The sequence below is a fragment of the Photorhabdus sp. HUG-39 genome (genome assembly GCF_963878365.1).
Classification (GTDB): Bacteria; Pseudomonadota; Gammaproteobacteria; order Enterobacterales; family Enterobacteriaceae; genus Photorhabdus; species Photorhabdus kayaii.
This window is the reverse complement of the sequence record NZ_CAWNWY010000019.1, coordinates 61,154-86,915: the sequence shown is the minus strand read 5'-3', so window position 1 is coordinate 86,915 and position 25,762 is coordinate 61,154. Positions and strand designations below refer to the sequence as shown.

The window sequence follows — 25,762 nt, the reverse complement described above, 5'->3', positions numbered from 1 at the left end:
TTATGCACTGGAAACCCGCCGACACAGAATCTGATCCGCACCGCCAATCATCTGATGGAAATAGACATACATGACTTCTTCGTGGAGCTCTTCGCCTTTCCATGTCGGTAAAAGATAAGACTGGTCCTCGGATAGGGTGATGAGATCCTTCTGAATCAAGGTATCAAAGACTTGCTTGTAAGGCGCTTCTTTAAGAATGTGAACCCCAAACTGAGTCTGATAATCCTGCACCCGAATCGGCTGATTGGCTTTATAAGCGAAGGCGAGCTTAGTCCCGATGGCGACATTGCCTTCAAGAACACGGCCAAATGCGAGTGGGGGCGCAGTCGGGTTGCTTTGCATGTAGGTCATATAGAGGTTGATGTTGGTCTGATTGTGCGTTTGGATGATGGTGTCATTGCCGCCGGAGAGCCAGCCATACGCGCCCGGCCCTAAAGCAATCATGGTGTTGTATTTTTCCCACTTATCTTTAGAGACACGGGGAATATTGCTATCCTTGTAGGTGCCTTTTTTATTCCACCAGCCACATGGACTGGGGTGATAGTCATTGGCCCAAAGGATCTTGGTAATCGCATCCCGCATTTTGTAGGTGTCAATCACACCCGGCAGCAAGTGTTGTGCATCGAGCTTTTCTTTCTGCCGATCTGCATTCCATACCGACGCGTTGCCAATGCCCATACTTTCCCGATCAGAATTTCTCAGCCGATAGATGGTAATCGCCGGTACCTCAATTTCGACCAGCGTGCGGATATCTTGCGTGACCGTGTCGATGGTTTGGTGCGGCAGGCCAAACATCATATCGGTACTGAAGGGTTTCCCCGTTTGTTTTAAAACGTGAATGGCATTCAGGGCGTCTTCTTTTGTATGACGACGATTGGTGAAGTCATTCACCTCATTTTGCAGGCTTTGAATGCCGATGCTGAAGCGGTTAAATCCTAGCGACAGGGCGAGTTCGACATGCTGCGGGAGATAATTTTCCGGGTTGCCTTCAATGCTGATTTCACAGTCATCCGCCAGCTGATAATTCTCGCGAATATAGGTCATCAGTTTGGTGATCGCCACCGGATTATTGAGTAATAATGCGCCAGTGCCGCCGCCGATGTAGAATGACTTAATCTGCGCCTGACGCACCCACGGCACCTGCGTCAGATACAAATTGGATTCCTGAATCAGCAAATCTGCCCAAATCTCCAGCTCATGCATTTTGTCATTGGCTTTGATCCGTCGTTTGACGTAATTACAGTAGTGACAGATGTAATCACACAAAGGCAAGTGCAGGTAGAGATGGGTCTCTTTGCCGGCACCATCAAAGTCTTTGTAGGCCTGAAAGGTGTCTACATCATTGAGAATATCCCCGTGATTTGAGGTCACATTAATATTGTACTCGTGAACCGGAATATTGAGTTCTGGATTGTCATGTAACAATGTTTCTAAAACAGTCGGATGGGCCATGCGCATCATGATGATGCTCCTCGAATGTCAGTAATGATTCAGGGCATGAATCACTCGTTAGTCATAGTACTGTGCCATAATGGCCGAGATCCATGCAGGCTCACGTATTTCTGTTTGTGGCTCAAAGGCTTGCATATAAGGTTTGATGTCGATCACCGGTGTGCCATCAATGGCATCAAGGGCTTTGACGGTTAAGGTCAGCCCATCACAGGCCAGCAGTTCACAGCAAGACACCCCCAGCCGATTGGGGCGCGCTTTGGCCCGTTGCCCGAAGATGCCGACTAGCGGCAGCTCCGTCTGACCCCGCGGGTGCCTTGCACCGGTGACGATTTTTTCAGCAGGGACTTTGTGCATCGCAAACACAATTACCAAGTGAGAAAACTCACTCAAACCTTGCGTCGCTGCCGGGGTGAACTGGTTGCTATCGAGCGTGATGGTTGAGATCACGCTGCCCCAGAAATCGTCTTGAGTGGTCGTTCTCTCATTTCTCACCCAGCCAATCGGGTGTAGGGTAAATATAGTGGTATCTACTGGCTCCATAGCTGCCCTCTTACGAATAAATGGTCAGGATGTACCCGATCGACAACGATATAGATCTCATCCCGGTTGACGCCAAATACCTCAACAATGCCATTGGCAACACAGGTGATGATGTCTTGCACGGCTTGGTTGGAGTACGTGGATTTACAGCGAATTTTGACCAGCGGGGCCGAAGCGCTCGCGGTTTCCCAGTCCGGTTTGAAGAAACAAGCCGGATCGATCGGGTGCCAGAACGACCACACATGATTGGGCGCGAGCTGCAAGATCACCTGAATCCGGTCACAGATAGTTTTCAAAAATGCTTCTGGCGGTGCAGGTTCCAGCGAGAGGTATTCAATGATTGGCATGATTCGCCTCAACAGATGCGGTACATGGAGATTTGGATTCGCCGGCGATCAGAGCCGCAAGATAATCGGCCGGATCGCAGGGCGGGTTGTCTGTCGTCTGCATATCCATCAAGTGTCCAACACCTTGAAGAATATGAATGTGTTTCTCTTGTGATTTGCGTGTCACCACATAGTCAGCGCTGTCTTTTGAATAAGTGTCCGGGGAGCAGACTTGTTCGACGGTCTCGGTTGTCTCATCACAATAGGCAATGCAGTCCCGGCTGCCATAAATTAGATGAATGGCATCGGGGTTTGCATAGACATACACAGGTTGTTCAACCACGGTACTGAGTAAAAAAACTTGTCGGCAGTGAGCATGGGCATGATTTGAATCTTCAAGCAGCTTTAATAGGATTTGTCCGCCTAAGGACAGCCCGATCACACAGTAGTTGCGCTTGAATGGTTCAAAAAGTGGGGCCTGAATCACCTGATTGAAGCGTTCATATCGTTTTTGGATATCCGTCGCGCAGGCGATTTCGTCCGCTTGCATTTTATCAGGCAAATCAAAATCAAGGGTCGCGATACCAAGCGCTGCTAAATTCCGTTGCAGTGCGGAGAAGAATTCATTTTCCCGGGCGGGGGCATCAAATGCCGTCATGTGACCGGAATGCAAGAACACACAGCAAAGCGGAGATGATGGGGTATCGGGCACCGTCATATGCACTCGAAAAGGCTGGTGATCCGCATCTTTTAAATGATAGTGCTGAGAAGTAGGGTTCATCGTCCCGGACCTGTCTGCAAAACGCGTCTTCGCAAAAAGTGTGCGTATGTACAGAATTGAGAATGCACATACGCAACACCTGTGATTACTTTTTCAAGGCCGCAGAGGCTGCCCCTACCATGGCTAAGGTAATCCCTTCTTTCGTCGGTTTGAGCGTAATGGAATGGCGATTCTCTTTATTGGCTAAAGACGTTGCAGCGCCGACCATCGCTAGAGTAATGCCATCATCTGCGGATAGATCCATATGGATCCGGGTAAATTTCTTTCCGGGAGAGGCGACAATCGATGCCCCTTCATCCGGGATCATATCGAGAACTCTTTTTTTACTCATTGCTTTTGCTCCTATTGCTGTGAGTGAAACAACAAAAAAGCCACTGCCAGAATGAGCCGCGACTTAATTGTCCGGTGCGATCAATTTGAGCTTCAAACCCTGGCGTCTTCTTAACGTCCAATACTGATGCGATTTAATCATAAACAGCCGCAGATACTCGGTTGCGCCACAGCCCGCTTCATCCCCGGACACATTTTTCGCAAGCGGAGGACAGCGAAACTGACACCAGACGCCACTTTGCTGAACATCGCAGGACTGACAGACGGTATGTCTGGCAAAGGTCTTGCCCCTGAAATCTGAGAAGCCTGTCTCCCATATCTCCTGAAAGGACCGATCTTTAATATTTCCGGCACCATACATCTTGTTACTCATACAGTTACTGCAAGGAAACACTTCCCCAGAGCTATTCACATAAGCCGTTGAACGGCCACATTTTTCTTGTTGGGTCGCCCACTCCAAGGTCTGACAAAACTTAATGGTCTCAACGCCGTGAATGTCATCGGAGGTGAACGCGCCTGTCTTTTTCCCCATCAGGGACTCATGCGGGGAATCGGCATCATCTCCCTGAAAGCGATCCATACAACGTTCGTAAATCGCAAAGACTTCATCAAGCCGTTCAGGTTGTAAAATGATATGTGGATTGAGCAATGCCCTGCCGATGGGATGTGTTTCCAGCCATTGCGGGCGGGGAAAGCCGTTGTCCACACACCACTGGAAGATTTCTTCAACATCATTGATATTCTGGTTATGGACAGACACGGCGGTGCGGACGACATGGCCATACTGACTCATGAGCTCGAAGCATTCTCTTAATTTCGGGAAGTTCATTTTTCCTCGCACGGTTCGTTCCGGTACGGCGGTATCAAAGCTGACAAAAAACGACTGACCTTTGGGGATGCGCTTGAGTTTTTCTTCCGTAATGAGCAGGCCATTACTAAAAATTTGGGTACTAAATGGCTTTTGCCGGGCGTGCTGAATGATCTCGATAGCATCTTTATGGGCAAACAATTCGCCCCCAGTCAGAAAGACTTGCAAGACCCCCAAGGCCTCGAACTCATCAATGAGCGCCTTAATTCTTTCGGTGGAAAGTTCGTTGTCCCGCTTTTTCCCCGACCAGGCATAACAATGCTGGCAACGCAGGTTGCAGAGGTTGGTGGTTTCAATAAAAGCGATCGCAGGTGCGGAAAGGTGAAAATTATCCAGCGCGACAAAAGGAGATTCGAGAATAAAATCTTCAAAGAAAGCCATATCTTTCGGCATGTCGCCCCGGTTAAATTGTTCGATATAAGGCTTCACCGAGGGATGAAAATAAGCCACTTTCCCCGTGGGAAGAAGAGCAACAATACCGCCGACATTGTCTTGATAGACGATTTTATTCAGAGACATATCACAACCTTATTTTTATAAATTATGAATGAATGTCTTGCCATGAGTGTGTTGTTACTCGGATGCAATCAACTTGTATGCCGAATGTAATTAAGTAAAGCAGTGTATCCTTAATTAGTCAAACTGAATGCAATGAATTATTTCTTCAACTAATTGATTCAATAGTAATACTCTCTTTCGATAAACGTACCAATCACTTTGTCGTGCATAGATTTTGATTTGGAAAAGCCAATCGTTTTTCTCGCTAACCTCTTTAACCGTGTCCGTAGGGTGAGATTGGTTCGCTCTATCCTCTGTGTGTAACGTTTTCCAACAATATGCTCCAATAGTCTTGGTTGTGTTCACTTAATTCTTACAAGTTATGCTCATTTCTGGTATGTAGTGTTCAACTAATATTTAATATTGGCCACTGCGTTGTGCGCCGGCCTTTGCAAAGAAGGCTACTTAATCTGGTTTTTCTGAATGCGCTAAAATCAGGGGGAAGGTTGGTATGAGTAAAAGGAAAAACGGTTTTGGCCTGGCGTTAGGTGAATCATGACAGAGCTTTATTTTTCGAGTTTTAAAACGGACTGGATATAGTTTTAACTAATGGAGGTTGGGGGGATAAGCCTAGTGTTCCCTATCAAGCAAGAAGTGAATTTGAGACTTTTAATCCTAATGATTTATTCGTCCTATATGAAAAAAACAAATATGTTAATCGCACTTACTTTTCCTCCCCTTTTTCACTAAGGTCCCTTTTTATTGATGTTTTTTACCCGGAGAAACAGAAAAGCTACTCAGGGCAGCATGTCTAAATTTGCTATTGCCAAAAGTGTATTGAAAAGCAGTTATATAACTTAGGATATGCATACTTCAAAGCTGATTGGCTTAAATCTAGTGGTTGCCATATTCACAATGAGCAACTTAATGTTGTAGAGAATAGATTGTCATTAAACGAGACGAGAGAAGCTATTAAGGGCAAGAAGTCAGTAGCTGGTAGCTTAGTTTCTTGGAGGGCAGTTGAACATGATAATTCCCCTTTTTCTAAATAACTTATACTTTGCAGTCTGTGCTAAGGACGCTATTTTTAATTATATCTTTTTCAATGAAGAACTCTGCCCATATGACTATAATTGATCTTATACCTACAGGATTGTTAAAAAAAGAAAACTCTAATCATTCTACATGGGGCGCTAGACGGCGTTCGTTGATATGTAATCTTAAATACTATTATGAAATAGCAATAGAAAGATCTCGCAGTCAGATGATGTTATACATATCTAGTCATATGATAATAGTGAGAATGCTGGCTTCCTCAAAGATAGCGGTAAATTTCTATTAAAGATCGAAGCGGTAGTGACTGTAGGGAGCCACGTCCTTTAGGACGTGGTAGATATCAATGCCCCCAAAGAGCATTCATTGGTACTGCAAATGTGTTTGGTACGTGGCTAATTGGCAGACAATTGTTACCTGTGTAAAGTAAGATGCCTCCCTGCCAATCTCTGTCAGCCAGTGAAGCTAATCTTGCCAACCCCATACCGTCTTTCGGCTGTATACTGGCCGCTTTTTTAATTTCAACCCCCCAGATTCTTCGACCATCTTCAATAACAAGATCAACTTCAACCTGATCTTTATCACGATAGTGGGAGAAGTGCAGTCCATGTTCTCCCCAACCCGATTGGCAGATCAATTGTTGCACCACAAAGCTTTCGAGTACTGCACCAAAGTCATTACTAAGGTTATGCCAATCGTCGACTCTCATATTGTTTAAAGCACAAGCTAAACCGGAGTCTACTACATGAACTTTAGGGGCTTTTATTAAACGTTTGGCTTGGTTTTTATGCCAAGCCGGTAAGCGTCTCACTAAGAACAAGCGCTCTAGAATGGTGATGTATTTATCAACGGTTTCTCGCTGAAGACCTACATCTTTCGCTAATCCACTGATGTTCAAAAGGCTACCAGTACGCAATGCGAGGATCTTAATGAGTCTCAGTAATTCGTCTTCATCTCGAATCGCGGCAATGTCTTTCACATCACGTTGAATAATGGCGTTGAGGTACTGCTTATGCCACTGACGAGCTCGCGCCTCACTGCGCATATTCGGCTCTGGATAACCTCCTTGTACTATAGCTTCTGCTACGCCTTCAATGAGGATTTGTTCCCCTTTGATTGAAGGAGAAATTTTGTTAGTGATCAGCTGTTCGAGTAGCGATGTTGGACTATGCTGCTTTTCTTGTTCAGAAAGTGGCTGCAAAAAGATTACTTCGACGCGACCTGCTAGTGATTCCTGTAGTCCAGGCAGCAACAGCAAATTAGCTGAACCAGTTAGTATGAACCGCCCTGGTCGACGATGAATGTCTATAGTTGCTTTTAAGGCAGGCAGGATCTCTGGCACACGCTGTACTTCATCCAGTGTGACACGTTCTGGCAAGCTTTGTACAAATCCAGTGGGATCGGCTTTAGCTGTGTTAAGCAGAGTGCTGTCATCGAAAGTTAGGTAAGCCCGCCCAGGCTCTAGAGATTTCGCCAACGTTGTTTTGCCGACTTGGCGAGGACCAAGCAAGCACACCACTGGTGTATCAGCCAATGCTGCCTTGAGCTGTGGTGCTATGTATCTTGGGTGTAGTGCGTTATTCAAGGTTGTTCTTTTATGTTCAATGTGGAGAATGAAGTTTAAATTGCTCCGTCTATTTGTTGGCTATGCTATCGTCTAAATGCTGGTTTGTACAGCGTCTATTTGCTGGCTATTCCATCGTCCAAATGCTGGTTTTCATAGCGTCTATTTGCTGGTTTCCTTTTCGTCTATTTGTCGATTTATGACGTTCTTACACGTCAGTCAAAACTTTTCCTTTGGGCTTAAAGGCACTACTGTAACGAAAAGCTAGAGTAATTGGAGGAATAAATCTAACAATATCAGACAGTAGAGGAGTCGACGCCAGTGAACTCTGTATCCAGCACACAGAGAGGATAAGGAACGCCAGCGGACTTAAAAAGCTTACAGTAAAGCTGTATCGTGAAAAAACCCCAATCTTGCATTCGCAAAACTGGGGCCTAATATCTTTCGCTTTATGACGGGGGGACTGAGCACCATGATAAGATGGGAGAAGAACCGTCGACTAGCTACGCTTTGGAAGCGAATTCACAAGTAATAAATTGTCAACATAATAATAGCGGTTTAACCACCAAGAATTTATTTGGACCTTATCACCTAAACTGCTTCCCCATTTTTATCGAAAAAGCATTCATGATTGAAATAACAGTTGCACATAAACTGGGCAGCAGTTGCGTAATAAAACCAAGAATAGTTCCGTGATTCACCGAAGAATGATGATTAGCCATGCCTCCCATAGCAATTTGCATAAAAGCGGAGTTTGTCAGGTAAGCATAAACCAAACCGCAAATCCCTGTAACCAACAGAAAGCTTATAAACATGGCAACCACCGAACCCACCCTCTGAGGTAATCTTCCCCTGATTGAATTGATGGTGAGCGCAGTCAGGCAACCCGGAGCAAAACCCCATCCCAAGAGATACCAAATAATCATTAACCCCTTTAGCGGGACGCTATGTGCCATTTCCAAAATATCAGCGCTCCATAATATAAGATTCAGGCATGCAGCCAACACAGCCAGAAATATGGAAATAGCGAAACTGTTAGGCAAAGTTAATTTCTTATTCACTAAAAGACCTTGAGACGAGCAAGGAATCTCGCACCAGTTATTGAGTTAAGAAGAAAACTACCCAAAATGCCAGCAATAAGTGCGGCAGTATATCCTTTAATCAGGAATAGCAACGGCATTTCTATTGAACCCCAATAATTCAGCCCCACGTTGTGGTCCAAGCCCCAACAAAGTGTTTGGCAAACACTGAATAACAGAACGCTACTCACGGCGGTCATGATATAAGCGCCGGCACTTCCTGGTGTGAAACGTGCTGATACCAGGTAAGTCAGTCCCCCAACAGCGGCCCCCATGCCAATACCACATAAACCAAGCGCCCATACGAGACGCCATACCAGAGGGCCATTGCCGGGAAATAAAATAAGCCCCATTAAAAGAAATCCAGCCTCTGCGATAAAGCCCAGAGAAATAAATAGCTTAATCGTGCGTATAGCACGTTTCTCACCTTCTGCTATCGCATATTGTTGATGTTGTTCATTCACGATTCGAGTAGACATTTTTCATCTCCTGAACAGATGTGTTAAATATCTGATGATGCCATTCAGTTTTATCCCTCTAAAGCAGACTTCACACGCTGATGAATTGTATAAACTGAGTCAGGCGTTATAGCAGAATGCTGTCAGAGTGAAAAAATACTTTATAAAATATTTAGAAAAATGATCTGTGTGTATTAATGGTAATTCTTAATCATATAAATCAATAATATTCAAACAATAGATGAATAAAATTATTTAACAATGCAATCATATATAAAAAAGTGATGTAATCACTATGGTATGAGGATGAAATTCTGTCAATGTGAAATAAGAAATTAATAAGACAATCCAGCATATGATTTTTTTAATATTTTGATATTCCCTCCATTCAGCCAAGAAAAAAACTTTCAGCCTAATTAATAGGTTGAAACTTATTTTCCCTGCCTGCAATATAGCAAAAACACAATAAATAAGATCTAATATTGGGATTTATAATAATATTAATATTCAATCATAACACTATTTTAATTTTATAATTTGGCAATAACTCTATACTGAGTTATTAATTTAATTAAGCAACTAACAAGATCATTGTTTAATTACCTATATTTGGCTTCTATATAACCCATATCTATCAGGAGATATTTCATTATCATGAATAAATCCGAGCAAAAATTTAATATCAACGAAAATGTCATAAACGTAGATGGAAAAGATGTAAAGTTCTTCACATCCCAACCTCTCGATCCAAATAAGAATAGCACCAAAAGAAATCCTATCGTCTTGGTACATGGCACTGGCGGCAGCACAGAGATACATTTCAGTTATCTCCTTCAACTGCTTGCCTCGGAAAATCGAGTTATATCCCCGGATTTTTCTCAACCAGTAAAAGCAAACGAAACGCTTCCCCTCGAACAGCTTGAAAAACAGGTCGAAGCCGTTATTGAAGCAGCAGCGTTGGGAGAGACTGTCACACTGATAGGTTACTTGTTAGGAGCTGTCGTTACTGCTTCTGTCAAATTGTTCCTACGATAAAAGCCACAACACTGATTATTGGCTGTACACATGATCAAATGATGCCCATCCGCCACAGCAAAGCTCTGTTTGGCGCCATTCAGGGAGCGAAACGGCAATTTCGATCTACTCCCTATACACCTTATACAAAAACCGAAGTGGCTAGTTAATAAACTTTAATTTGAAATGGCAAGAAGTTTATCTCTCAAATTCAAACCTCTTGCCGATGCCAACAATTGCAATTGTTTTAGAACGGCTTAGTCGGCAAATATTTCCCATCTAGCGTAATTACAGCTCGTGAACCGCCATTCGGATCATCGACCTTTTTGATATCAAGTTTAAAGTCAATTGCACTGATAATGCCATCACCAAACTTCTCGTGGACAAGCGCCTTAAGCGTTGAACCGTAAACCTGCACCATTTCATAGAATCGGTAAATAGTCGGATCTGTCGGCACACCTCCGGGTATACTACCGCGTACAGGGATAGTTTGCAGCAGAAGGAAGGCATCTTCGTCGAGTTCAAGTCGGTCAACCACAATCCTCGCAGCATCGGCGGGCAAAGGATGTTGGCCGAGCAGTGCAGCAGTAACGAATGCGAGGCTCAGACCCGTTCCTTGTGCAATATCCTCAAACGTCAAATTCTTGCGTGTCTTGGCGTCGATGATAGCATCAGTAAGGGCCAGCCGGGGAATTTGGGAGTATTGAGATTGTGTCATAATGATTCCTTTGGATTAATAAGCTATTTAAATGCCGTGGTGAAACACGGATTGCGTTGCAGAAACATGCGGATAGTCCGCAAGCGAAACAAATTGGCCGACCAAGCCATCTAGAGCATCGATCGAACCAGCCTCTATGTCGTAAATCCAGCCGTGTAGATTCAAGTGTCCCTGTTCCAGCCCGAGCGCCGCGGGCGGGTGAGTTTTGATATTAGCAATTTGAGCGATGACGTTTTCACGCACCATCGAATCAAGTCGGGCAATCTCACTAACGTGCGCACGTGCCTGATTAATCGCTTTCGCAGAATCCACCAGAGCACTCGATAAACAAAGTACGAGGATTTTGGCCGGCAGCAAGCCGCTTGAAAAGCTCGCAACACTTTGGAAATACCTCGCGCTGGAATTATAAAAAGCCTTCAATAATATCCTGCATGTCTTCACTCCATCGTGATCGATAAGAAAGCGGATGGATGAAGAATGAACGAATTTATCTATAGCGTCAAAGATCGGATTACTATCATCGCTATAGTATTTTCCAATAGTTGATTGTCGTTCTGCGGCGACGTATTTGTTTTTGTTGTTGGAGAGCATAAAAATGTGTGGGGCAATCATTTAAATGCTTCCCCCAGATGGCCGTTCTGAATGGCGAGCTAAAGGCGCAATTTGGACGTTGGTATCTCAGCATCAAAATTAATGGACTAGTCGGCAGTACAGTTGATAGTTCCCGGCTATAACGGCATAAACACCAATATAGTGCCCCACACATTTTTATGCTCTCCCGTTGCATCGCGGCGAGCGGTCAGCAGGAAGTCAATCGTCTGACCGTCGGTATCGACCACCCGGTAAAGGCATTTCCACTGGCCTTTGACTTTAATGTACGTTTCATCCATTCGCCACCGGGAGCCAACGGGCTTTTTGCGAGGTCGGAAAGCCTTGCCGAGCAGGGGCACCAAACGTAACACCCAGCGATGTATCGTGGCATGGTCGACCCCAATGCCGCGCTCTGTCATCTCTTCGAGATTGCGCAGACTCAAGGCATAAGCGAGGTACCAACGAACACATTGGGCAATGATATCGACCGGATAATGCAGACGTTTGAACGCTTTTCGGATAAGGGACATCACTCTGGACTCGCTCAAAAACAGGGAAGCTTACCTGATGACCGCTTAATGCGACAGAACCCTTCTGTTAGGCTGCTCGGTCTAAAGAAAATCTTTTTCGGAAACATAATTTGTTTCCATGTTGTCAACATGATAAAGCTGTGGCATGCTGTTTCCATATTGGAAACAATAGGTATGAAAATGCATGTTATTTCAAGGGAGCCGTTTGATTTAGCTACACGCCGCTACCCAAATAGTTTCGCTGCACTTGATGATCTATATAAGTCGTTGCGGCGCTTAAAGTTCAGTTCTCCAGATGAAATGAAGTGCGTATTCCCTAGTCTGGATTGGATGAAATATCGGGAAAAATGGTGGGTCATTGATGTTGGCGGCAATAATTTAAGAGTGATGTTTTTTGCAGATTTTGAGCGTGGGAAAATTTTTATCAAGCACATATCAACCCATGCAGAATATGACAAATTGACGGATTATTACCGGAGGAATAAAGAATGATGATCAACGAAGCAATTCATGCTGCAAATAGCCTGGTGAGCAGCCTAGTGAGCATTGTCCCTCTCTTAGGGGGCAGCACTTCCCGCAAAGATTATGATGAGGCAATGAAACTTGTAGAATATCTGGTCGAGCACAATCCAGATAGTCCGCTGGTTGATATGCTTACGGCTAAAATTGACACCTACGAAAGTAGTGCGCCAGAGTTTACAGAGTTCAATGAACGTATTGCTAGCACACAAAGCGGTGTAGCAATTCTACGTACATTGATGGATCAGTACGGCCTGAATCAGACTGATTTTGAGGACGAGATTGGGAAGCGTTCTCTTGTTAGTCGTATTTTGAAAGGTGAACGTTCATTAACGCTTGAAGCTATGCGTAAACTCTCAGTTCGTTTTGGTGTACCGGTTAGCGTTTTTATTGATTAATTGATAGTAAAACGACATAACCGGCAGCCGTGGTCATTAAAAAATGGAGAGCATAAAAATGTGTGGGGCAATCATTTAAATGCTTCCCCCGGATGGCCGTTCTGAATGGCGAGCTAAAGGCGCAATTTGGACGTTGGTATCTCAGCATCAAAATTAATGGACTAGTCGGCAGTACAGTTGATAGTTCCCGGCTATAACGGCATAAACACCAATATAGTGCCCCACACATTTTTATGCTCTCCAATGGTGGATTACCTCATTGAGCACGATGATGAAAATCCACTGATTGACTTTCTAGCCACTAAAATCGCTGAGTATGAAAACAACAATGAACGCTTTGCTGCACGGATGAAAAACCCGTTACATGATGCATTCAGTTCGGCGGTTGACATGTTCAGGAAGCCCTTATAGTCTTCACCCCATCGTGGCCGATAAGACAGCCAACAGGTGAAAAATGAGCGAATATTTCTATAGTCTCAAAGATCAGGATGTCATTACTTCCATATTATTTTCAAATAGTTAATTGATATGCTGCTACGACACATTCGTTATCTGCTGGCAGTTGCCAAACATCAGAACTTCACACGCGCCGCAGAAGAACTTCATGTCTCGCAACCAACCCTATCGCAACAAATCAGACAACTTGAAGAGTCACTGCACGTGCAACTGTTCGACCGCTCTGGAAGGACTGTACGACTCACTGACGCTGGCGAGGTATACATAAGTTACGCCCGTCGTGCATTACAGGATCTGGATGCTGGGCAACGTGCGATTCATGATGTGCAGGATTTAAGCCGCGGATTGCTCAGGCTAGCAATGACACCCACCTTCACCACTTACTTCATCGGCCATTGGGTAGAACGTTTCAACGCACTCTATCCAGGAATTGCGTTGAATATCAAGGAAATGACGCAAGATCAAATAGAAGTCTCTTTAGCGGAGAACCAGCTCGATCTCGGCATCGCGTTCTCAGACATACGCTCCCCCGACATTGATAGCGAACCATTATTCATCGAAACACTCAGCCTGATCGTTGGTCAATCGCATCGATTCATTGGTCAACAAACATCATTGACGGCGAAAATGTTGGAACATGAAGGGCTAGCACTATTAAGTAAAGACTTTGCAACACGGAGCCATATTGATTTGTACTTCCAGAAACAGGGGATAACACCACGCATTGCAATTGAAGCCAACTCCATCAGTGCAATCGTAGAAATTGTCCGTCGGGGACGACTCGCAACTCTGTTACCTGATGTCATCGCCCACGAGCTGGCCGGGCTTTATTCCATTGCAATTCGACCTACGTTACCGCAACGCAGTGCAGTACTGTTGTGGCGCCGTGGTGCATATCGAAGCGCTGCAAGCCAGGCATTCGCCAATCTAATTACGCACCGTTTCGATGTACACCAAGAAAGTGACGATTTTTGATAAATGGAAAAAATATCGTGTCTAGCGGCTTCCCTTCTGTGTTAGGACAGCCAATTCATAAGTTTGTTTCTAATGTAATCAGATGAAAGACGCTCCTGCTCTAAACGTGAAGATTGGAACCGGCCAGAAATGAGATAATTAAACAACTTTGCTTCATCCTCATTTAGCAATGTAGGATTGGATTCAACTGGATTTGGTTCAGGAACCATTCTATCTTCATGGGCTTTAACAGTTTCAACATCCATCATCAAAGGCTCAATATCCATAAACTTGTCTCTGGCGTCACTGAGAATAGACAAACCCCAAGTATCAATATCTCCCCAATATCCTACACGCTTACCTTTCAACCAAGCTGCATTCATCCAGGCAATGTTTTTCCCCCCGCCTATCACCGCTACGGTGTCAGGCATTTCGGGTAATGCCAGACCAGACTGTAGGTTTTCCACTACTAATATATTCGATGCTGGAAGTTCGTACTGTCTAAGTAATTCGCCGGGTATTTGTAGTATCGGTATTCCACCAAATGCAGCCATTGCAGCACGGCAAAGCGGCCTGATAGTTAACCAACCTTTGGGATTTATTGAACACCCCAACCAGGCAATAAGACCACCTGATGCCGAAACAGCTCCCTTGTGAATGATATCGGCCAGCTCTTCGATCAGGATTTGGTGATTCTCAAGAAACTTAGTATCAATCCCAATGAGTGGCAGTGCTCTTAGATATTGCCCTTCCCCTAAGCCTTGCTTTAATTGTGGCAGCAACTTTGCTAATAATTCCGCATCTCTCAACGAGAGTTTTTCCACAATATCTATGCACTTAACCAATGCAGGATAGAGATCTTTATTAACCCACAAAAATGGCTTCATATTTCTTTCCCATACCTTACTTCGGGAAAGGGCATCACTCCCTAAAAATTGAATCAGACATTGCATCGATTCAATGACAACAAAAGTTGGAATGCGTTGCTCAGATAGCTCCCTGAAATTCTTAGAAGACCACTCCACAACATCTTGATGGGGAAATGATTTCCACTCATCAATAAACCGTTGGAAATGAACTATATCTAATATGGCAGAATTCCCTTTGGGTGGTTTCAAGCCAACGCGAATAGGGAATGCCTTGATGCCCAGTAACCGGGCTTTTAGTGAAGGAAGGCTATCCCACTCACGCTGCCTAATGATGCTTTTAACTTGTGCTGGTAATAACCCCCAACTCACCTCATACTGCCCTCTTTTCATGTCAGTTTCTCAAACTCAATACCCAGATCAGCCGCCTCATCAGGCAACTTTTTCTCCTTCTCTTCGCCCATTCTCCGGTCAATCTCTTCCCAAGTCACTTCACATAAATGGCTGTCATGGTTTTCCTGATCTCTTTCCGCAATGAGCAGTGAACGAGCAGATTCCCTTGCCAGATTCAGGTTTTTATAAGGCGTAATCAAATTAACGTGAATATGAAGCTCTCTAAATACTCGGAGCACCCGCCGACTTACCGTTTCAGCCGTATTTGAGAATGCCTCATCCAAGAAAACAGTACAGTAAACCGGACGATCATAGCCATCCGGCGTCAAAACATAGGCCAAACTTGCCGCGACAATAGTCGCCGCAAATGACTCTTTCTCGCCACCTGACTTTCCACTGGATGACTCCAAGACATCACGAATCTCACCGGTATTACTATCCAACTCTTCGGCATAAAATGACATCTGATAACGAGGATCAAGCAACCTTAAACTTTCTAATGTATTTGAGGAGCCTGGCGCACTTGCTTTCCCAAGTATTTCAACTACTTTAGCCAACTGACGGAACCGTGCTTCATGGTCATCACTGGTTACCTGACTCAGCACCTTACGCAAATGCTGTTCAAACTCATTAACATGTGGGAATTTCTCTCTCTTTGAACCCAGCTTTAAATGTGTCCCTGATCGAAACTCTGTACGCTTGAGGACCCGGTTAATGATACCAATCCGTTCAAGGACATCTTCCCGCTCAGATTCAAGCTTAGTTTTAATCCGAGCCAGTGACTGCGTTGCATGCTTATTCAACCGCTCAATAAACTGCTCCACAAGGTTGGGAAGCCCTTCCTCTTCCAGTTGTCGCAAATGATTAAGATAATCAGGTAAGCCATCAATATTACTTTGCCAGTCAACTGTGAAGACTTGCCATTTATCGTTAGACCTGAATGAGACCATAATGCTAATGGCTAATCTTTCCGCTTTGTCTTTACTGTTTCGGCTAATATCTAACAGACGTTCTAAATCTTCTTCAACTTTCAACACCAATTCAGACATCCGGCCTAAATCGTTTGTATTCAGTACGCCAACTCGAATCGCAAGTAATTGCCGGGCTGAATCAGGTAATCCTTTCGACGCTTTTGCCTGCGCTTTGTTCCATTCTTCTTTTGCATTTTTCAGCGTATTTTTAACGCCACCAGAATCAGAGTTGAGCTGATTTAATACCGATTGAATTTGAGCTAGCTGCTCTTTAGCCGACTCCCAACGCTCTCTGGCCTTATCAAGATCACCCCCTGACTGTTCCAACACCTTGAGGTCAGCCTGCAAATCAGAAAGCTTTTCGTGCCAGTAAGGAGCATTAATATCATCCCAGCGGTAACCTTGGATCTTCTCCCAAAGAATTTTACGATCAGAAACAGAATTCAAATCTTGACGGGCTTGACTCACCTTTTTCTCGGTTTCTGCCAGTTGCAGAGTTAACTCTTTTTTATCGTTATTAAGAATGGCTAAACGTGACTTGTTCGAAAAACCCAGACACCAACGCCTTCTGTCGTCTATCCGGTGCTGATCTTTTTTCTCAAAGCGCCCCTTATCCATGTGCATCAACCCCTGCTGTGTCATCGAAAACGGGGTTTGATCCAATTCTTCCGTACTTGAAACACATTGCAGGTCAAATCGCTGCAAATGGTGCTTGAGCCACTCTCGATAAGGGTGATTACGCCATACCAGTTTCCTTAGATAACCATCAGACTTAAACACCACCGATTGGCCTTGAGTTGTAGAATCATTCACAACTTGAACACGGACATGTAAACCGGTATGTCGGGTATTCAACCAGCGAGTCACCATCGAATAACAATGATGTGGCACAGCAAGTGTGGTTCGTAACCCGCCTAACGCCCTCTCTATCGCGCCCTGCCAGCTCTTTTCACGATCTTCGACATCGATAAGCTCACCGATAAATACACATTGGTCCTTACTTAATTCTAACGAATTAACCAGTTCATCTCGCAGTTGCTGATATTTCACATCAATATTGGAATCGGGTCTTGCCTCGATCTCACGAATTTCCTGAGAGATATCATGGATATTGGCTTGCAGCTCACTGAATTTAGCACTGATGGTGGCAAACCTGTCCTGATACTCTCCTTCTTCTTGCTGAATACTGGCAAGCCGGGTTGATGCTACGGATTGATTTTTAAGAAATATCGCCTCCTCTAATACAGAAGGAAGAGCCAGCTCGTTAGCATGAGTTTGATATTGCGATGAATTTCTAACCACCCGATTCAATTGAGCTTGGGTATGATCAACCTCTTTTCTCAGCGACTCTATTTTATCCCCACCAAATTGAAGATATTCCTCGTGCCTTCGCTCAACCAACTTATTCGCATCCACTTTTTGCTCTTCAGCTTGGCTAATTTTGAGGAGTAGCGCTTCCAGTTCAGCCTCAATATCGGCAATTTTTTCACTCCACAATTGTGCGAAAATCTCCCCAAAGTAGACCGGGAGACTATTTTTCTCAGCTATCAGCTCCGCAAATTCTTTCGTGGTTTTTTCGATAATTGCGTTGAGTTCAGGTAACCTAGATAAGTGCACTTTTTGTGCTCTTGCATCCACTAATTGACTATGAATTGCCACCAAATCAGCAAACTCTTCCACGACCTTTTTAGCATCATCCTTGACCGTACTCGGTTCCAGTACCAATTCACGAATCAACCCGGTTAAATCATCAATTTTTTTCAGACCTAACGCCCGCGACAAAAGTGCAGGCGCATTCTTATTGTCCATATACAGGAGCTTTCGGTACAACTCTTGATAATCAGAAAAATTATCATCACAGCACGTAATCGTCGGGTCATCACGAAGCCATTGCTTGAATGCCCGAGCATTACCGTTCCCAAAAGCATTAAGCATTTCCTTAAGAGTCAGGTCTCTTTTGGCAACAACATAAACTCGTGTCACATCCGCGAGCACATTCGTCGATTTAGTCATCCAGAAAAGCGCCGCAAGCGTGATTTTTGACCCATCATCACCCTGATATAAGGCTCTAAGCCCAGTCACTACGCCAGACTCACGCTTACTTCTGACTCTCGTCCCCGCTCCGTCATGGGCAGATCCAAAACTTCCCCGCATATAGGAAAGTAAAGTCCGGTCAGAACGATCACCCTGTGCCGCAGCTACATTGAAAGTTGCCTTTCCGGCAGGAAGCAGCAAAGCCATAAGGCCATCAATGAATGTCGATTTTCCGGCGCCATTATCTCCAGTGACCAACGTTCCCATAGGATCTATCAACGCGGTATGCAAGCCATTAAATGACCCCCAGTTATAAACTGAGAGTTCAGCTAATCTGATTTGACCAACATGAAATAATGAATTAGCCGAAAGAGTTTGATCAGTCATTTTCATCTCCTGTCTCTTCCCCTTCATTTTGATAATCAACAGCATCGCTGCCATTTTTATTTAGCTCAATACCCTTCTCTCCCGCCATTTTCAGGTATTCATTGAGCATACTTTCGAGAAATTCAGCACTGACTACATAGCGGATCACCGGCGTAATCTCGAAGCGATCCTCGCTTCCTCGGACCGAACTCAATATTTTTTTCGTCACCATTTTCTCAAGAGCACCCTTGAGTTTTCTCCGGTCAGATTTAGTACTGTTTGTCAGCGGTAAAAACGGTGTCAGATGGGATTCTATACGTTCTATATCAATGATAACCCTTTGCTCTCCCGATGTTTCCCGGTCCTGGTAATGTTTACGTAGCACCAACAGCAACAATGTATCGTATAAAGAGAGCGTTCTTCGGCTAATCAGAGAGACAACCTCTTCATCATCTATACCCAATGATTCAGTATCTTCCTCATTCTGAAAGCCAGCTATAAAGGCAACACCTGCTTTTTCATCTAAGATTAACTTCAAATAGACTTCTGACAGATGTTTGCGCACAGCACATTGGTATCGACAAAGTAATTCAAACAATTTAGCTTTCTGCGAAGACAAAATAACGCCCTGACGCAGCAAGCTAACCAGCACCCGGCGCGCATCAGGCGGCATATCACTGTTTGAGTTTTCAACGTGCTTACTGACTAATACATCATCAACTTCACCGGATGGGCTTTGGTTGACAACCGAAAAAGCAACATCAGATTCAACGCCGGCTGTATCTGTAAGCGGATCATACTCTGATTGAGTATGGTGTTTTATCAACTGATCGAAGAACCCTGTTTTCTGTTCTTCCTGAGGATCGGAATGAGACTTCCCAGAGGTAGCGAGGGCACCATTATCTTTATTCAACTTTTTACCTACATGCATTACAGCCCTCACTATATATATACAACCATTTTCTATTCACTCTAAAGAACCAATTCATCCAAACTGTCTGGAAACAGGTCAGCACTCAGCAAGAAAGTGGGTATAGACGCCCGCAAGCGAACTCCCCGTTTATCACTGATTTCAATTGATTCCTTTTCTTCCAATAATGCAGCCCCGACAGATTTGGCCACCCGCAAATAGGCAACTAACTCCTCCAACCCTGAATTAATCGGCTGATAATTTGCAATAGACGCAATCGTCATTGGACCAAACTCTTTTAACGTTGCTAACGCCCTCTCAGCAATTAATCGAATTTGAACAACATCAAGGCAATCCAGCATTTGCATACTCGGTTCCCGAGAGTTGAGCTGTTCTTCAGCACCTGAAGTATCCAGCTTTTCATCAGGTGATTTAAGCAGCATGCTTTCAGGAGAGCTAATACTTGCCGCGCCAACGGGTAGTGACAGAGTTGTTGCCGTTTGTAAGTCATAACCTGAGTTCTTTAATTCAATGGCGAGTCGTTCCAATTGACCAAGCAATCTATCAACCGCACGATTTTCTTGAGCAGTACCACTCTCTATGTAAGCACGCAAACTCTCTTCCGTTCTTCGCCTGATTTGAAAAACTCTGTCACTCTCGCGACTCAGTTCTCTCATAAGCTGACTTAAGAATTGCCGCTGCTGGGTACTTAAGTGTTCTGCGACCGGACGACTTAAAATACTTCGAAGCTGATCTCGTAGCTCCATAGTTCTATTTTGATCACATAACAAATCAAAAAAACTTTCAAACGCACTACCGGCATCCGTTTTAGCCAGTAATGCTTCTTTTTCTAAAACAGAAAGAAGGATATCTCCTCTGGTGGAATCCCCCTCAATAATTTGAATACGAATTTCCTGATCCAACTGACGAATTTCATCTTCAACACGGCGAAAATCACCCGTTAAAACAGAAGCCAGTTGGTAAATTTCACGAATTCTTTCCCGCTGCTCAGCCTTGGTTAATTCGGTCACGATGCCAGCTCTCAGAGCATCAATCTCTCTTTGAATCTCGGATTTTCTATCTTCCAAAAGCGCGACACGCTCATCGGCATTTGGGCTAATCGCTACTGCGAAGTCCCTAACCGCTTCCTGTACAATTCGAAGATGAGACGCAGTGGTTCCTGAATTGCGTTCATCAAGCCCCTGGCTAAAACGGAGTGCAATTTCACTGGCATCCGTTTTAGTTAATGTGTCATCCATCTCACGCAACCAGCCTTCCCGAATCCATTTATTGAGATAAGTACCCGCTCCCGTTTCAGTTTCCCAAAGGCCAAGTTCACGGCAGCGTACCAACTCTGCATCAAGTGACACGCGGGCACGACTAAAAGGGACTTCACTATCCTCGGAAAATAACTCCCCCAAAAATGCCAAAATTATAGGAGCATTATCAGCTCTTAACAGTTTCCAGGCAGCACTTTCCTGAAATAGACGGCGGTACTTTGCCTGCAACCCTTGGAAATTCAACTTGCCTCCCTCTGTGTGGTGATGAATAAAAAGCGATTAGATGAGCATTGGCCCACTGCCATTCTTTCCAAAAAGCCACCACCAAGAATTTTGTATAATTTACAATCGATACAATCAAATAAAACCATATCATCATATTTTTTTATTATGTCAACACAAATTACTGACTTTTAAACTATTCAGCGTTGCGACCAATGGGAGAATTAAACTTATTAAACTCACCTATTTTTGAAGAATAGCGGCAACATGATGGTGAAAAACAAAAACTGCTAGCGCAGACAGATAATAAGAAGATAAACAATGTCTTAATTATCATCAACAAGAAAAGCGGTGGGAGTACCCTTTCAAGGTAAAAATGAGCGGTCTGGACAAACCGCCCCGATACAAACAATGGAAAACGCCTACGCGTTACTTTCTACGAACAGGCAAACCAGTACCGCGCTTCCCATCTTGCGGCAAAACCAGCACCGCTACTGACCAAGCCGGCAGCGTGACCGCGCCATCTTTCGCAATTCTGGTACCCGCCGCCAGAGATGTATGGCCCAGTTCCCTTTGAATATTATTCAACTTCAACCCTTTGACGTTAATATCTCTTACTGTGGCAGGATGTGGAGCCGCATTAATCATCACCACCAAACCGTCAAATCGCGAATCACGGTCATCACCAGTAGTATTACCATCATCTATGGTCATCACCAGCAACCCAAGCTGCTGATGCGGCCCAACGTTACGGAAATCAACACGTTGTTTAACCGATGCACCATCACCAAGAGTCATCAGTGGTGAATATTGACGCAAGCGCAACAATTCCTGATAAAAAGCCGCCATCTGTAATAATTCAGTCCGGCCCGGTTTATCTACCACATTTTTCACTTTTTCAATCAATGCATAATTTTCGCCATCAACACGCTGATCCGGCATACCAACATCATAGTTGTTATCCTGGTAGGTGTAGCTAACACGGTTAAACCAATCGCCGGAATTATAGGAATCGCGGGTAAAAGATTTTGAACGTAGTAATTCCGATCCGTGTTGAGCAAAGGCCAATCCTTGCCCAAGGAATGTCGTGGCGAGGGATATTGCCTGCATACGAACTCGTGTTGCCAGATTCGCCTCACGTGCAGCTTTGTAGCTGATTATGTCCCACAGCGTTTGGTTATCGTGCTTAGAGACATAATTAATCACCTCAATGGGATCAGCGGCATAACCGGCTATAGCGCCTTTGTAGTTAATTTCCCTACCCGTTTTTACCGTCCCATCTTTATCGATCATCACAAAATCAGCCAAATTGCCCGCCATGCCAAGACGTACCAGATCCGCCAGATGACGCACCTCATTAGCATCTAACCAAGCCATTTCGTTCAGTAACGTTCCCGCGCCATTGCCCACTCCCTGGTTAATACGAATAGTGTCAGCGGAATCAAACGGCCCACCACCTTGTACCGCGTCGCGCAGTCGATCAGAGAAAGTACCAATTCCAGTGCCTTTAAGATTAATCTGTGAAGCAATCTCGAAACGGTCATCCTGCCCGGAATTCCAACCTTCACCGAAGAAGTAGACCGATGGATTAATCCTACGTACTTTTGCTAGTGCTGATAAAATCTGGGCCTTGGGATGATAGCCCATTAAGTCAAATCGAAACGCGTCGATTTTATAGTCCTTAACCCAAGTCACCAACGAATCTTCAATGAGTTTAGCAAACATGCGGTGCTCTGGAGCCGTATCGTGACAACAAGTGTTAGATTCAACATTGCCCGTAATCTCATCCAAACGATGATAGTACCAAGGCACGACCTTATCCAATACTGAGGATCGGGGCGTCGGCCCGGCTGCGTTGGTATGGTTATACGCCACGTCCATGATCACATTCATCCCCAATTGTTGCTTGATGGCCTGAATCATGGCGCGAAACTCTTTTATACGTACCGAACCTTCCGCATCTGTAGCATAAGAACCTTCCGGTACCGAGTAATGAAACGGATCGTAGCCCCAGTTGTAGGAGTCAGTTTCTGCAATCATTGCATTCAGTTCTTGTACCTGCGGGTTATTAGCATTGTCACCGCTCTTCAGCTCCTGCAACACTTCACCCACAGTCTGTGAACTATTGCAATAACCAGCGAAACGGCTGCTCTTCACCTTTGGGTTGACTTGGCACAAACGGCTAAACGGGTGATTCAGATCAGCCACTTCATTGCTGAATTCATTAATGGAAGCCACATCGAATACTGGCAACAGCTCTATATGAGTGACTCCAGCCTGACTCAATGTCTTAAGGTGTTTGAACATATCGCTGTTGTCAGCGGTGAGAGCTAAATACTTACCACGCCAAGTTTCTGGTACCGTGCCATCTGCAACAGAGAGATCACGAACATGAGCTTCATATATGGTCATACGCGCAATGTCCGCCGGTGTATTTTGCGAACGCGGCATGATCAGGCTATCCCAATTTTGTGGTTTCAGTGCCTCGTCATTTAAATTGATGACTTGACTGTACTCCGAATTGGTAGACAAACTGTGGGAATAGGGATCGGTAACCTCGTAGTGCTCCACATTACGGAAATATGGATAGTATACCGTTAAAGCATAGCGGTAGTAAGCACCAACCAGCTCTTTATCACCTTGCCATGACCAGGAACCACTAACAGGATCACGATTCATTGCATGATTGGCAATGACCTGTTTATTTGCATCATAGATAACCAACCCAACATGTTGAGCAGTAGGCGCCCACAAACGGAAGGTAACACCGGTATCGTTGATTAACGCTCCATATTCCAGTGTGTCAGCAGCGTTAGCGAAGCGGTCGTCCAACACACCAGCCGTTTGTACTTGAGTAGCCGACAAGAGCAAGCCAGTTTCATTGGTAGCCAACGCCACCAGATCACCGGTAAGCAGTGTATCAACATCCGTATCCTCTGGTAGGCGGAACGCTGTTAATTTCTTCAAATGCGGGAATCGCTCAGCCGTCTTCTGGCTCAGGGTCGTCGGCGTTAACGTTAGATAACTATCGATGAAGTTCCCTTCATCATTAGCTTCCACCTTGCCATTCCGGTTGTAATATAAGCGGACATCAGGCTTATCCGCTCCACCCGACCATAACAACGTCTGGTTGTCGACCCAATGTGCCGAAGCCTGAGAAACACCAAACACAGAATTAAAGGCTGCTGCACGACTGCCATAAATTTGATAATTGCCGGGTATCACAGAAACGGTACGATTACTGAAATCGGAGAAGGAGACTTTCAGGTCACTGTCGATCAATTTATTGTTGTTACCATCACGCACAATAAAATTGATACAGCCCTCGTTCTTGGTTAACGGTATCACCCAGTAAGGCCCATAACTATCGCTACCCGTGGGAGTTGCACTGGTGTCGTTCCAGCTTGATGAAGGGGAAGCCAAGGCATCACAATTTTTATCGTTCCATAAGTAGAGGGTGTTGGTACTGTAGTCACGGTTCGTTGTTGGGCTTTGACTTAATTTAGCAATGTCCACCAAGTGGATCACTGCCTGAAAATTGCCAGCAGTAGCAGCTTCACTGGGTATTTTATTAGGGATATGCGCCATCGGTTCCTCCGGGGTTTTGGGTAAAGAACGATTGTTATCACAGCTAGCCAGTAGCAAAACGAATGTGCTGCTTAATAGGGCTAGGTAAGCCCTTTTCCAGAAGGGAGCTACCATAATCAGACCTTTTTAATAGAAATAAATCGTCGCCGATATTATTGTTAATAAAATAGGAATGAAATATTAAATAATGTCTCAGATGAGTCAGCATCCTCCTAGTTTTGATACTAAGAGGGAGGAGACGTTAGGAGGAGATACTTTTTCGTGATATTGCGCACGATAATAATGTAATAATCTTTTATTACATAAGCCTAGTGTGAATTTATTTGTATTATTCCATTAGATATAAGTGTAACTTGTTACAGGACCTACACCTGCGTAAAGTTTGTCCTTCTACGTCCATTTATATTTTCATCCCAATTAAAGCCAAACTCATCACTATGAGAAGCTGTTAAGATTAAAATTGGTTTTCCATTATAATTTAGAATCGTAATATAATAGGGTTTTATAAACAACTTAAATGACAGGATATGAACTATAGAGATAGCGATATTATAGTGTTATATACCCGTCATCTTTCAAGTTGCCTCTTTGTTGGCTGCACTCACTCACCCCGGTCACATAGTTATCTATGCTCCCGGGGATTCGTTCCCTTGCCGTCGCGATGCATCTTGAAATCCATAGGGTATAGAATGATAATCTAGAAGAATATCTATAGAGCTAACTAAATTGAAATAACATTCAATTCAATAAATTTTCCAAATGCCTATTACAATATTTTAATTTGCAATATTATTATAAAATCAACAACAGAACTAATTATATATATTATCCAAGAATATATTTATTATAAAATTGCTATTTTAAAATAAAAATGAGGCTAAATATGACCTATTAACCATAAACAAAATCAATGAAAGGCAATAATTTAATTCCAGTTATTGCCTCTATGCAAATTACGATAATGAAAGATATTAAACCTAAATTCCATATTCCTAATATCAAC

At 44.2% G+C, this 25,762-nt stretch carries 20 protein-coding genes and 3 pseudogenes; 5 read left to right on the top strand and 18 right to left on the bottom strand.

Going from position 1 to position 25,762, the window contains the following annotated elements; translation table 11 throughout:
- The 10 genes and pseudogenes from AAC155_RS13785 to AAC155_RS13740 all read right to left on the bottom strand — a co-directional run bounded on the left by AAC155_RS13785 (position 1) and on the right by AAC155_RS13740 (position 8,970).
- Complete coding sequence (locus AAC155_RS13785) at positions 1-1,461, bottom strand: radical SAM protein (RefSeq protein ID WP_113042823.1); 1,461 nt, start codon at positions 1,459-1,461, stop codon at positions 1-3.
- Between the two features lie 48 nt (positions 1,462-1,509).
- On the bottom strand, positions 1,510-1,992 hold the full coding sequence (locus AAC155_RS13780; RefSeq protein ID WP_046975493.1) for an SAM-dependent methyltransferase: 483 nt from the start codon (positions 1,990-1,992) through the stop codon (positions 1,510-1,512).
- Positions 1,980-2,339 (bottom strand): tautomerase family protein, encoded by a 360-nt coding sequence (locus AAC155_RS13775; RefSeq protein ID WP_046975492.1) that lies wholly within the window; start codon positions 2,337-2,339, stop codon positions 1,980-1,982. The genes AAC155_RS13780 and AAC155_RS13775 overlap by 13 nt, the downstream gene beginning before the upstream one ends.
- Entirely contained in the window at positions 2,326-3,099 is a 774-nt protein-coding gene (locus AAC155_RS13770) for a hypothetical protein (RefSeq protein WP_046975491.1), read from the bottom strand. The genes AAC155_RS13775 and AAC155_RS13770 overlap by 14 nt, the downstream gene beginning before the upstream one ends.
- An 85-nt stretch (positions 3,100-3,184) precedes the next feature.
- The gene (locus tag AAC155_RS13765; RefSeq protein WP_036812610.1) at positions 3,185-3,430 is read right to left on the bottom strand and encodes a hypothetical protein; all 246 of its coding nucleotides are present in this window, start codon (positions 3,428-3,430) and stop codon (positions 3,185-3,187) included.
- Positions 3,431-3,493: 63 nt separating this feature from the next.
- Positions 3,494-4,816: a radical SAM protein gene (locus AAC155_RS13760; protein ID WP_205068561.1), complete on the bottom strand. Its 1,323-nt coding sequence runs from the start codon at positions 4,814-4,816 to the stop codon at positions 3,494-3,496.
- Positions 4,817-4,974: 158 nt separating this feature from the next.
- Positions 4,975-5,136: pseudogene (locus AAC155_RS13755) on the bottom strand (IS1 family transposase); the annotation flags it as partial.
- A 1,055-nt stretch (positions 5,137-6,191) separates the two neighbouring features.
- Positions 6,192-7,433: an ATP-binding protein gene (locus AAC155_RS13750; RefSeq protein ID WP_113042821.1), complete on the bottom strand. Its 1,242-nt coding sequence runs from the start codon at positions 7,431-7,433 to the stop codon at positions 6,192-6,194.
- A 566-nt stretch (positions 7,434-7,999) separates the two neighbouring features.
- Positions 8,000-8,473: a hypothetical protein gene (locus AAC155_RS13745; RefSeq protein WP_113042819.1), complete on the bottom strand. Its 474-nt coding sequence runs from the start codon at positions 8,471-8,473 to the stop codon at positions 8,000-8,002.
- Positions 8,473-8,970 (bottom strand): hypothetical protein, encoded by a 498-nt coding sequence (locus AAC155_RS13740; RefSeq protein WP_113042817.1) that lies wholly within the window; start codon positions 8,968-8,970, stop codon positions 8,473-8,475. Before AAC155_RS13740 ends, AAC155_RS13745 begins: the two co-directional genes overlap by 1 nt.
- A gap of 633 nt (positions 8,971-9,603) precedes the next feature.
- Between AAC155_RS13740 and AAC155_RS13735 the strand changes: the two genes are divergently transcribed.
- The gene (locus tag AAC155_RS13735) at positions 9,604-9,984 is read left to right on the top strand and encodes an esterase/lipase family protein (RefSeq protein WP_228903230.1); all 381 of its coding nucleotides are present in this window, start codon (positions 9,604-9,606) and stop codon (positions 9,982-9,984) included.
- Positions 9,985-10,210: 226 nt separating this feature from the next.
- Here AAC155_RS13735 and cynS read toward each other — a convergent pair whose 3' ends face one another.
- The 3 genes and pseudogenes from cynS to AAC155_RS13720 all read right to left on the bottom strand — a co-directional run.
- Positions 10,211-10,681 carry a cyanase gene (gene cynS, locus AAC155_RS13730; protein ID WP_113042815.1) on the bottom strand — a complete coding sequence of 157 codons (471 nt, stop codon included), beginning with the start codon at positions 10,679-10,681 and terminating at the stop codon, positions 10,211-10,213.
- A 27-nt stretch (positions 10,682-10,708) separates the two neighbouring features.
- Entirely contained in the window at positions 10,709-11,293 is a 585-nt protein-coding gene (locus AAC155_RS13725; RefSeq protein WP_387491685.1) for a carbonic anhydrase, read from the bottom strand.
- Positions 11,294-11,463: 170 nt separating this feature from the next.
- Positions 11,464-11,802 (bottom strand): annotated as a pseudogene (locus AAC155_RS13720) (IS6 family transposase); the annotation flags it as partial.
- A gap of 180 nt (positions 11,803-11,982) precedes the next feature.
- Here AAC155_RS13720 and AAC155_RS13715 point away from each other — a divergent pair.
- From AAC155_RS13715 to cynR, 4 genes and pseudogenes are all read left to right on the top strand, one after another.
- Complete coding sequence (locus AAC155_RS13715) at positions 11,983-12,294, top strand: type II toxin-antitoxin system HigB family toxin (protein WP_113042840.1); 312 nt, start codon at positions 11,983-11,985, stop codon at positions 12,292-12,294.
- Positions 12,291-12,719 carry a helix-turn-helix domain-containing protein gene (locus AAC155_RS13710; RefSeq protein ID WP_113042813.1) on the top strand — a complete coding sequence of 143 codons (429 nt, stop codon included), beginning with the start codon at positions 12,291-12,293 and terminating at the stop codon, positions 12,717-12,719. Before AAC155_RS13715 ends, AAC155_RS13710 begins: the two co-directional genes overlap by 4 nt.
- Before the next feature lie 243 nt (positions 12,720-12,962).
- A pseudogene (locus AAC155_RS13705) lies at positions 12,963-13,061 on the top strand (transcriptional regulator); the annotation flags it as partial.
- 186 nt (positions 13,062-13,247) lie between these two features.
- Entirely contained in the window at positions 13,248-14,150 is a 903-nt protein-coding gene (gene cynR / locus AAC155_RS13700) for a transcriptional regulator CynR (protein ID WP_113025979.1), read from the top strand.
- A 41-nt stretch (positions 14,151-14,191) separates the two neighbouring features.
- On the opposite strand, the gene AAC155_RS13695 is transcribed toward cynR, so the two are convergent.
- The 5 genes from AAC155_RS13695 to pulA all read right to left on the bottom strand — a co-directional run bounded on the left by AAC155_RS13695 (position 14,192) and on the right by pulA (position 24,873).
- Positions 14,192-15,388 carry a Wadjet anti-phage system protein JetD domain-containing protein gene (locus AAC155_RS13695; RefSeq protein ID WP_113025980.1) on the bottom strand — a complete coding sequence of 399 codons (1,197 nt, stop codon included), beginning with the start codon at positions 15,386-15,388 and terminating at the stop codon, positions 14,192-14,194.
- Positions 15,385-18,780, bottom strand: coding sequence for an ATP-binding protein (locus tag AAC155_RS13690; RefSeq protein WP_229015720.1), 3,396 nt, complete (start codon positions 18,778-18,780; stop codon positions 15,385-15,387). Before AAC155_RS13690 ends, AAC155_RS13695 begins: the two co-directional genes overlap by 4 nt.
- On the bottom strand, positions 18,773-19,690 hold the full coding sequence (locus AAC155_RS13685) for a DUF4194 domain-containing protein (RefSeq protein WP_113042809.1): 918 nt from the start codon (positions 19,688-19,690) through the stop codon (positions 18,773-18,775). Before AAC155_RS13685 ends, AAC155_RS13690 begins: the two co-directional genes overlap by 8 nt.
- 41 nt (positions 19,691-19,731) lie before the next feature.
- Positions 19,732-21,192, bottom strand: a complete 1,461-nt coding sequence (locus tag AAC155_RS13680) for a DUF3375 domain-containing protein (protein ID WP_113042807.1) — start codon at positions 21,190-21,192, stop codon at positions 19,732-19,734.
- A 408-nt stretch (positions 21,193-21,600) separates the two neighbouring features.
- On the bottom strand, positions 21,601-24,873 hold the full coding sequence (gene pulA, locus AAC155_RS13675) for a pullulanase-type alpha-1,6-glucosidase (RefSeq protein WP_113042805.1): 3,273 nt from the start codon (positions 24,871-24,873) through the stop codon (positions 21,601-21,603).
- Between the last annotated feature and the right edge of the window lie 889 nt (positions 24,874-25,762).

Excerpts from the sequence above, each read along its gene's own strand:
- AAC155_RS13685 (WP_113042809.1), bottom strand. The coding sequence starts at position 19,690 with ATGCATGTAGGTAAAAAGTTGAATAAAGATAATGGTGCCCTCGCTACC.
- AAC155_RS13695 (WP_113025980.1), bottom strand. The coding sequence starts at position 15,388 with ATGAAAAGAGGGCAGTATGAGGTGAGTTGGGGGTTATTACCAGCACAA.
- AAC155_RS13690 (WP_229015720.1), bottom strand. The coding sequence starts at position 18,780 with ATGACTGATCAAACTCTTTCGGCTAATTCATTATTTCATGTTGGTCAA.
- AAC155_RS13770 (WP_046975491.1), bottom strand. The coding sequence starts at position 3,099 with ATGAACCCTACTTCTCAGCACTATCATTTAAAAGATGCGGATCACCAG.
- AAC155_RS13715 (WP_113042840.1), top strand. The coding sequence starts at position 11,983 with ATGCATGTTATTTCAAGGGAGCCGTTTGATTTAGCTACACGCCGCTAC.
- AAC155_RS13735 (WP_228903230.1), top strand. The coding sequence starts at position 9,604 with ATGAATAAATCCGAGCAAAAATTTAATATCAACGAAAATGTCATAAAC.
- pulA (WP_113042805.1), bottom strand. The coding sequence starts at position 24,873 with ATGGTAGCTCCCTTCTGGAAAAGGGCTTACCTAGCCCTATTAAGCAGC.
- AAC155_RS13740 (WP_113042817.1), bottom strand. The coding sequence starts at position 8,970 with ATGTCTACTCGAATCGTGAATGAACAACATCAACAATATGCGATAGCA.
- AAC155_RS13725 (WP_387491685.1), bottom strand. The coding sequence starts at position 11,293 with ATGATTGCCCCACACATTTTTATGCTCTCCAACAACAAAAACAAATAC.
- AAC155_RS13785 (WP_113042823.1), bottom strand. The coding sequence starts at position 1,461 with ATGATGCGCATGGCCCATCCGACTGTTTTAGAAACATTGTTACATGAC.
- cynR (WP_113025979.1), top strand. The coding sequence starts at position 13,248 with ATGCTGCTACGACACATTCGTTATCTGCTGGCAGTTGCCAAACATCAG.
- cynS (WP_113042815.1), bottom strand. The coding sequence starts at position 10,681 with ATGACACAATCTCAATACTCCCAAATTCCCCGGCTGGCCCTTACTGAT.
- AAC155_RS13780 (WP_046975493.1), bottom strand. The coding sequence starts at position 1,992 with ATGGAGCCAGTAGATACCACTATATTTACCCTACACCCGATTGGCTGG.
- AAC155_RS13760 (WP_205068561.1), bottom strand. The coding sequence starts at position 4,816 with ATGTCTCTGAATAAAATCGTCTATCAAGACAATGTCGGCGGTATTGTT.
- AAC155_RS13710 (WP_113042813.1), top strand. The coding sequence starts at position 12,291 with ATGATGATCAACGAAGCAATTCATGCTGCAAATAGCCTGGTGAGCAGC.
- AAC155_RS13775 (WP_046975492.1), bottom strand. The coding sequence starts at position 2,339 with ATGCCAATCATTGAATACCTCTCGCTGGAACCTGCACCGCCAGAAGCA.
- AAC155_RS13765 (WP_036812610.1), bottom strand. The coding sequence starts at position 3,430 with ATGAGTAAAAAAAGAGTTCTCGATATGATCCCGGATGAAGGGGCATCG.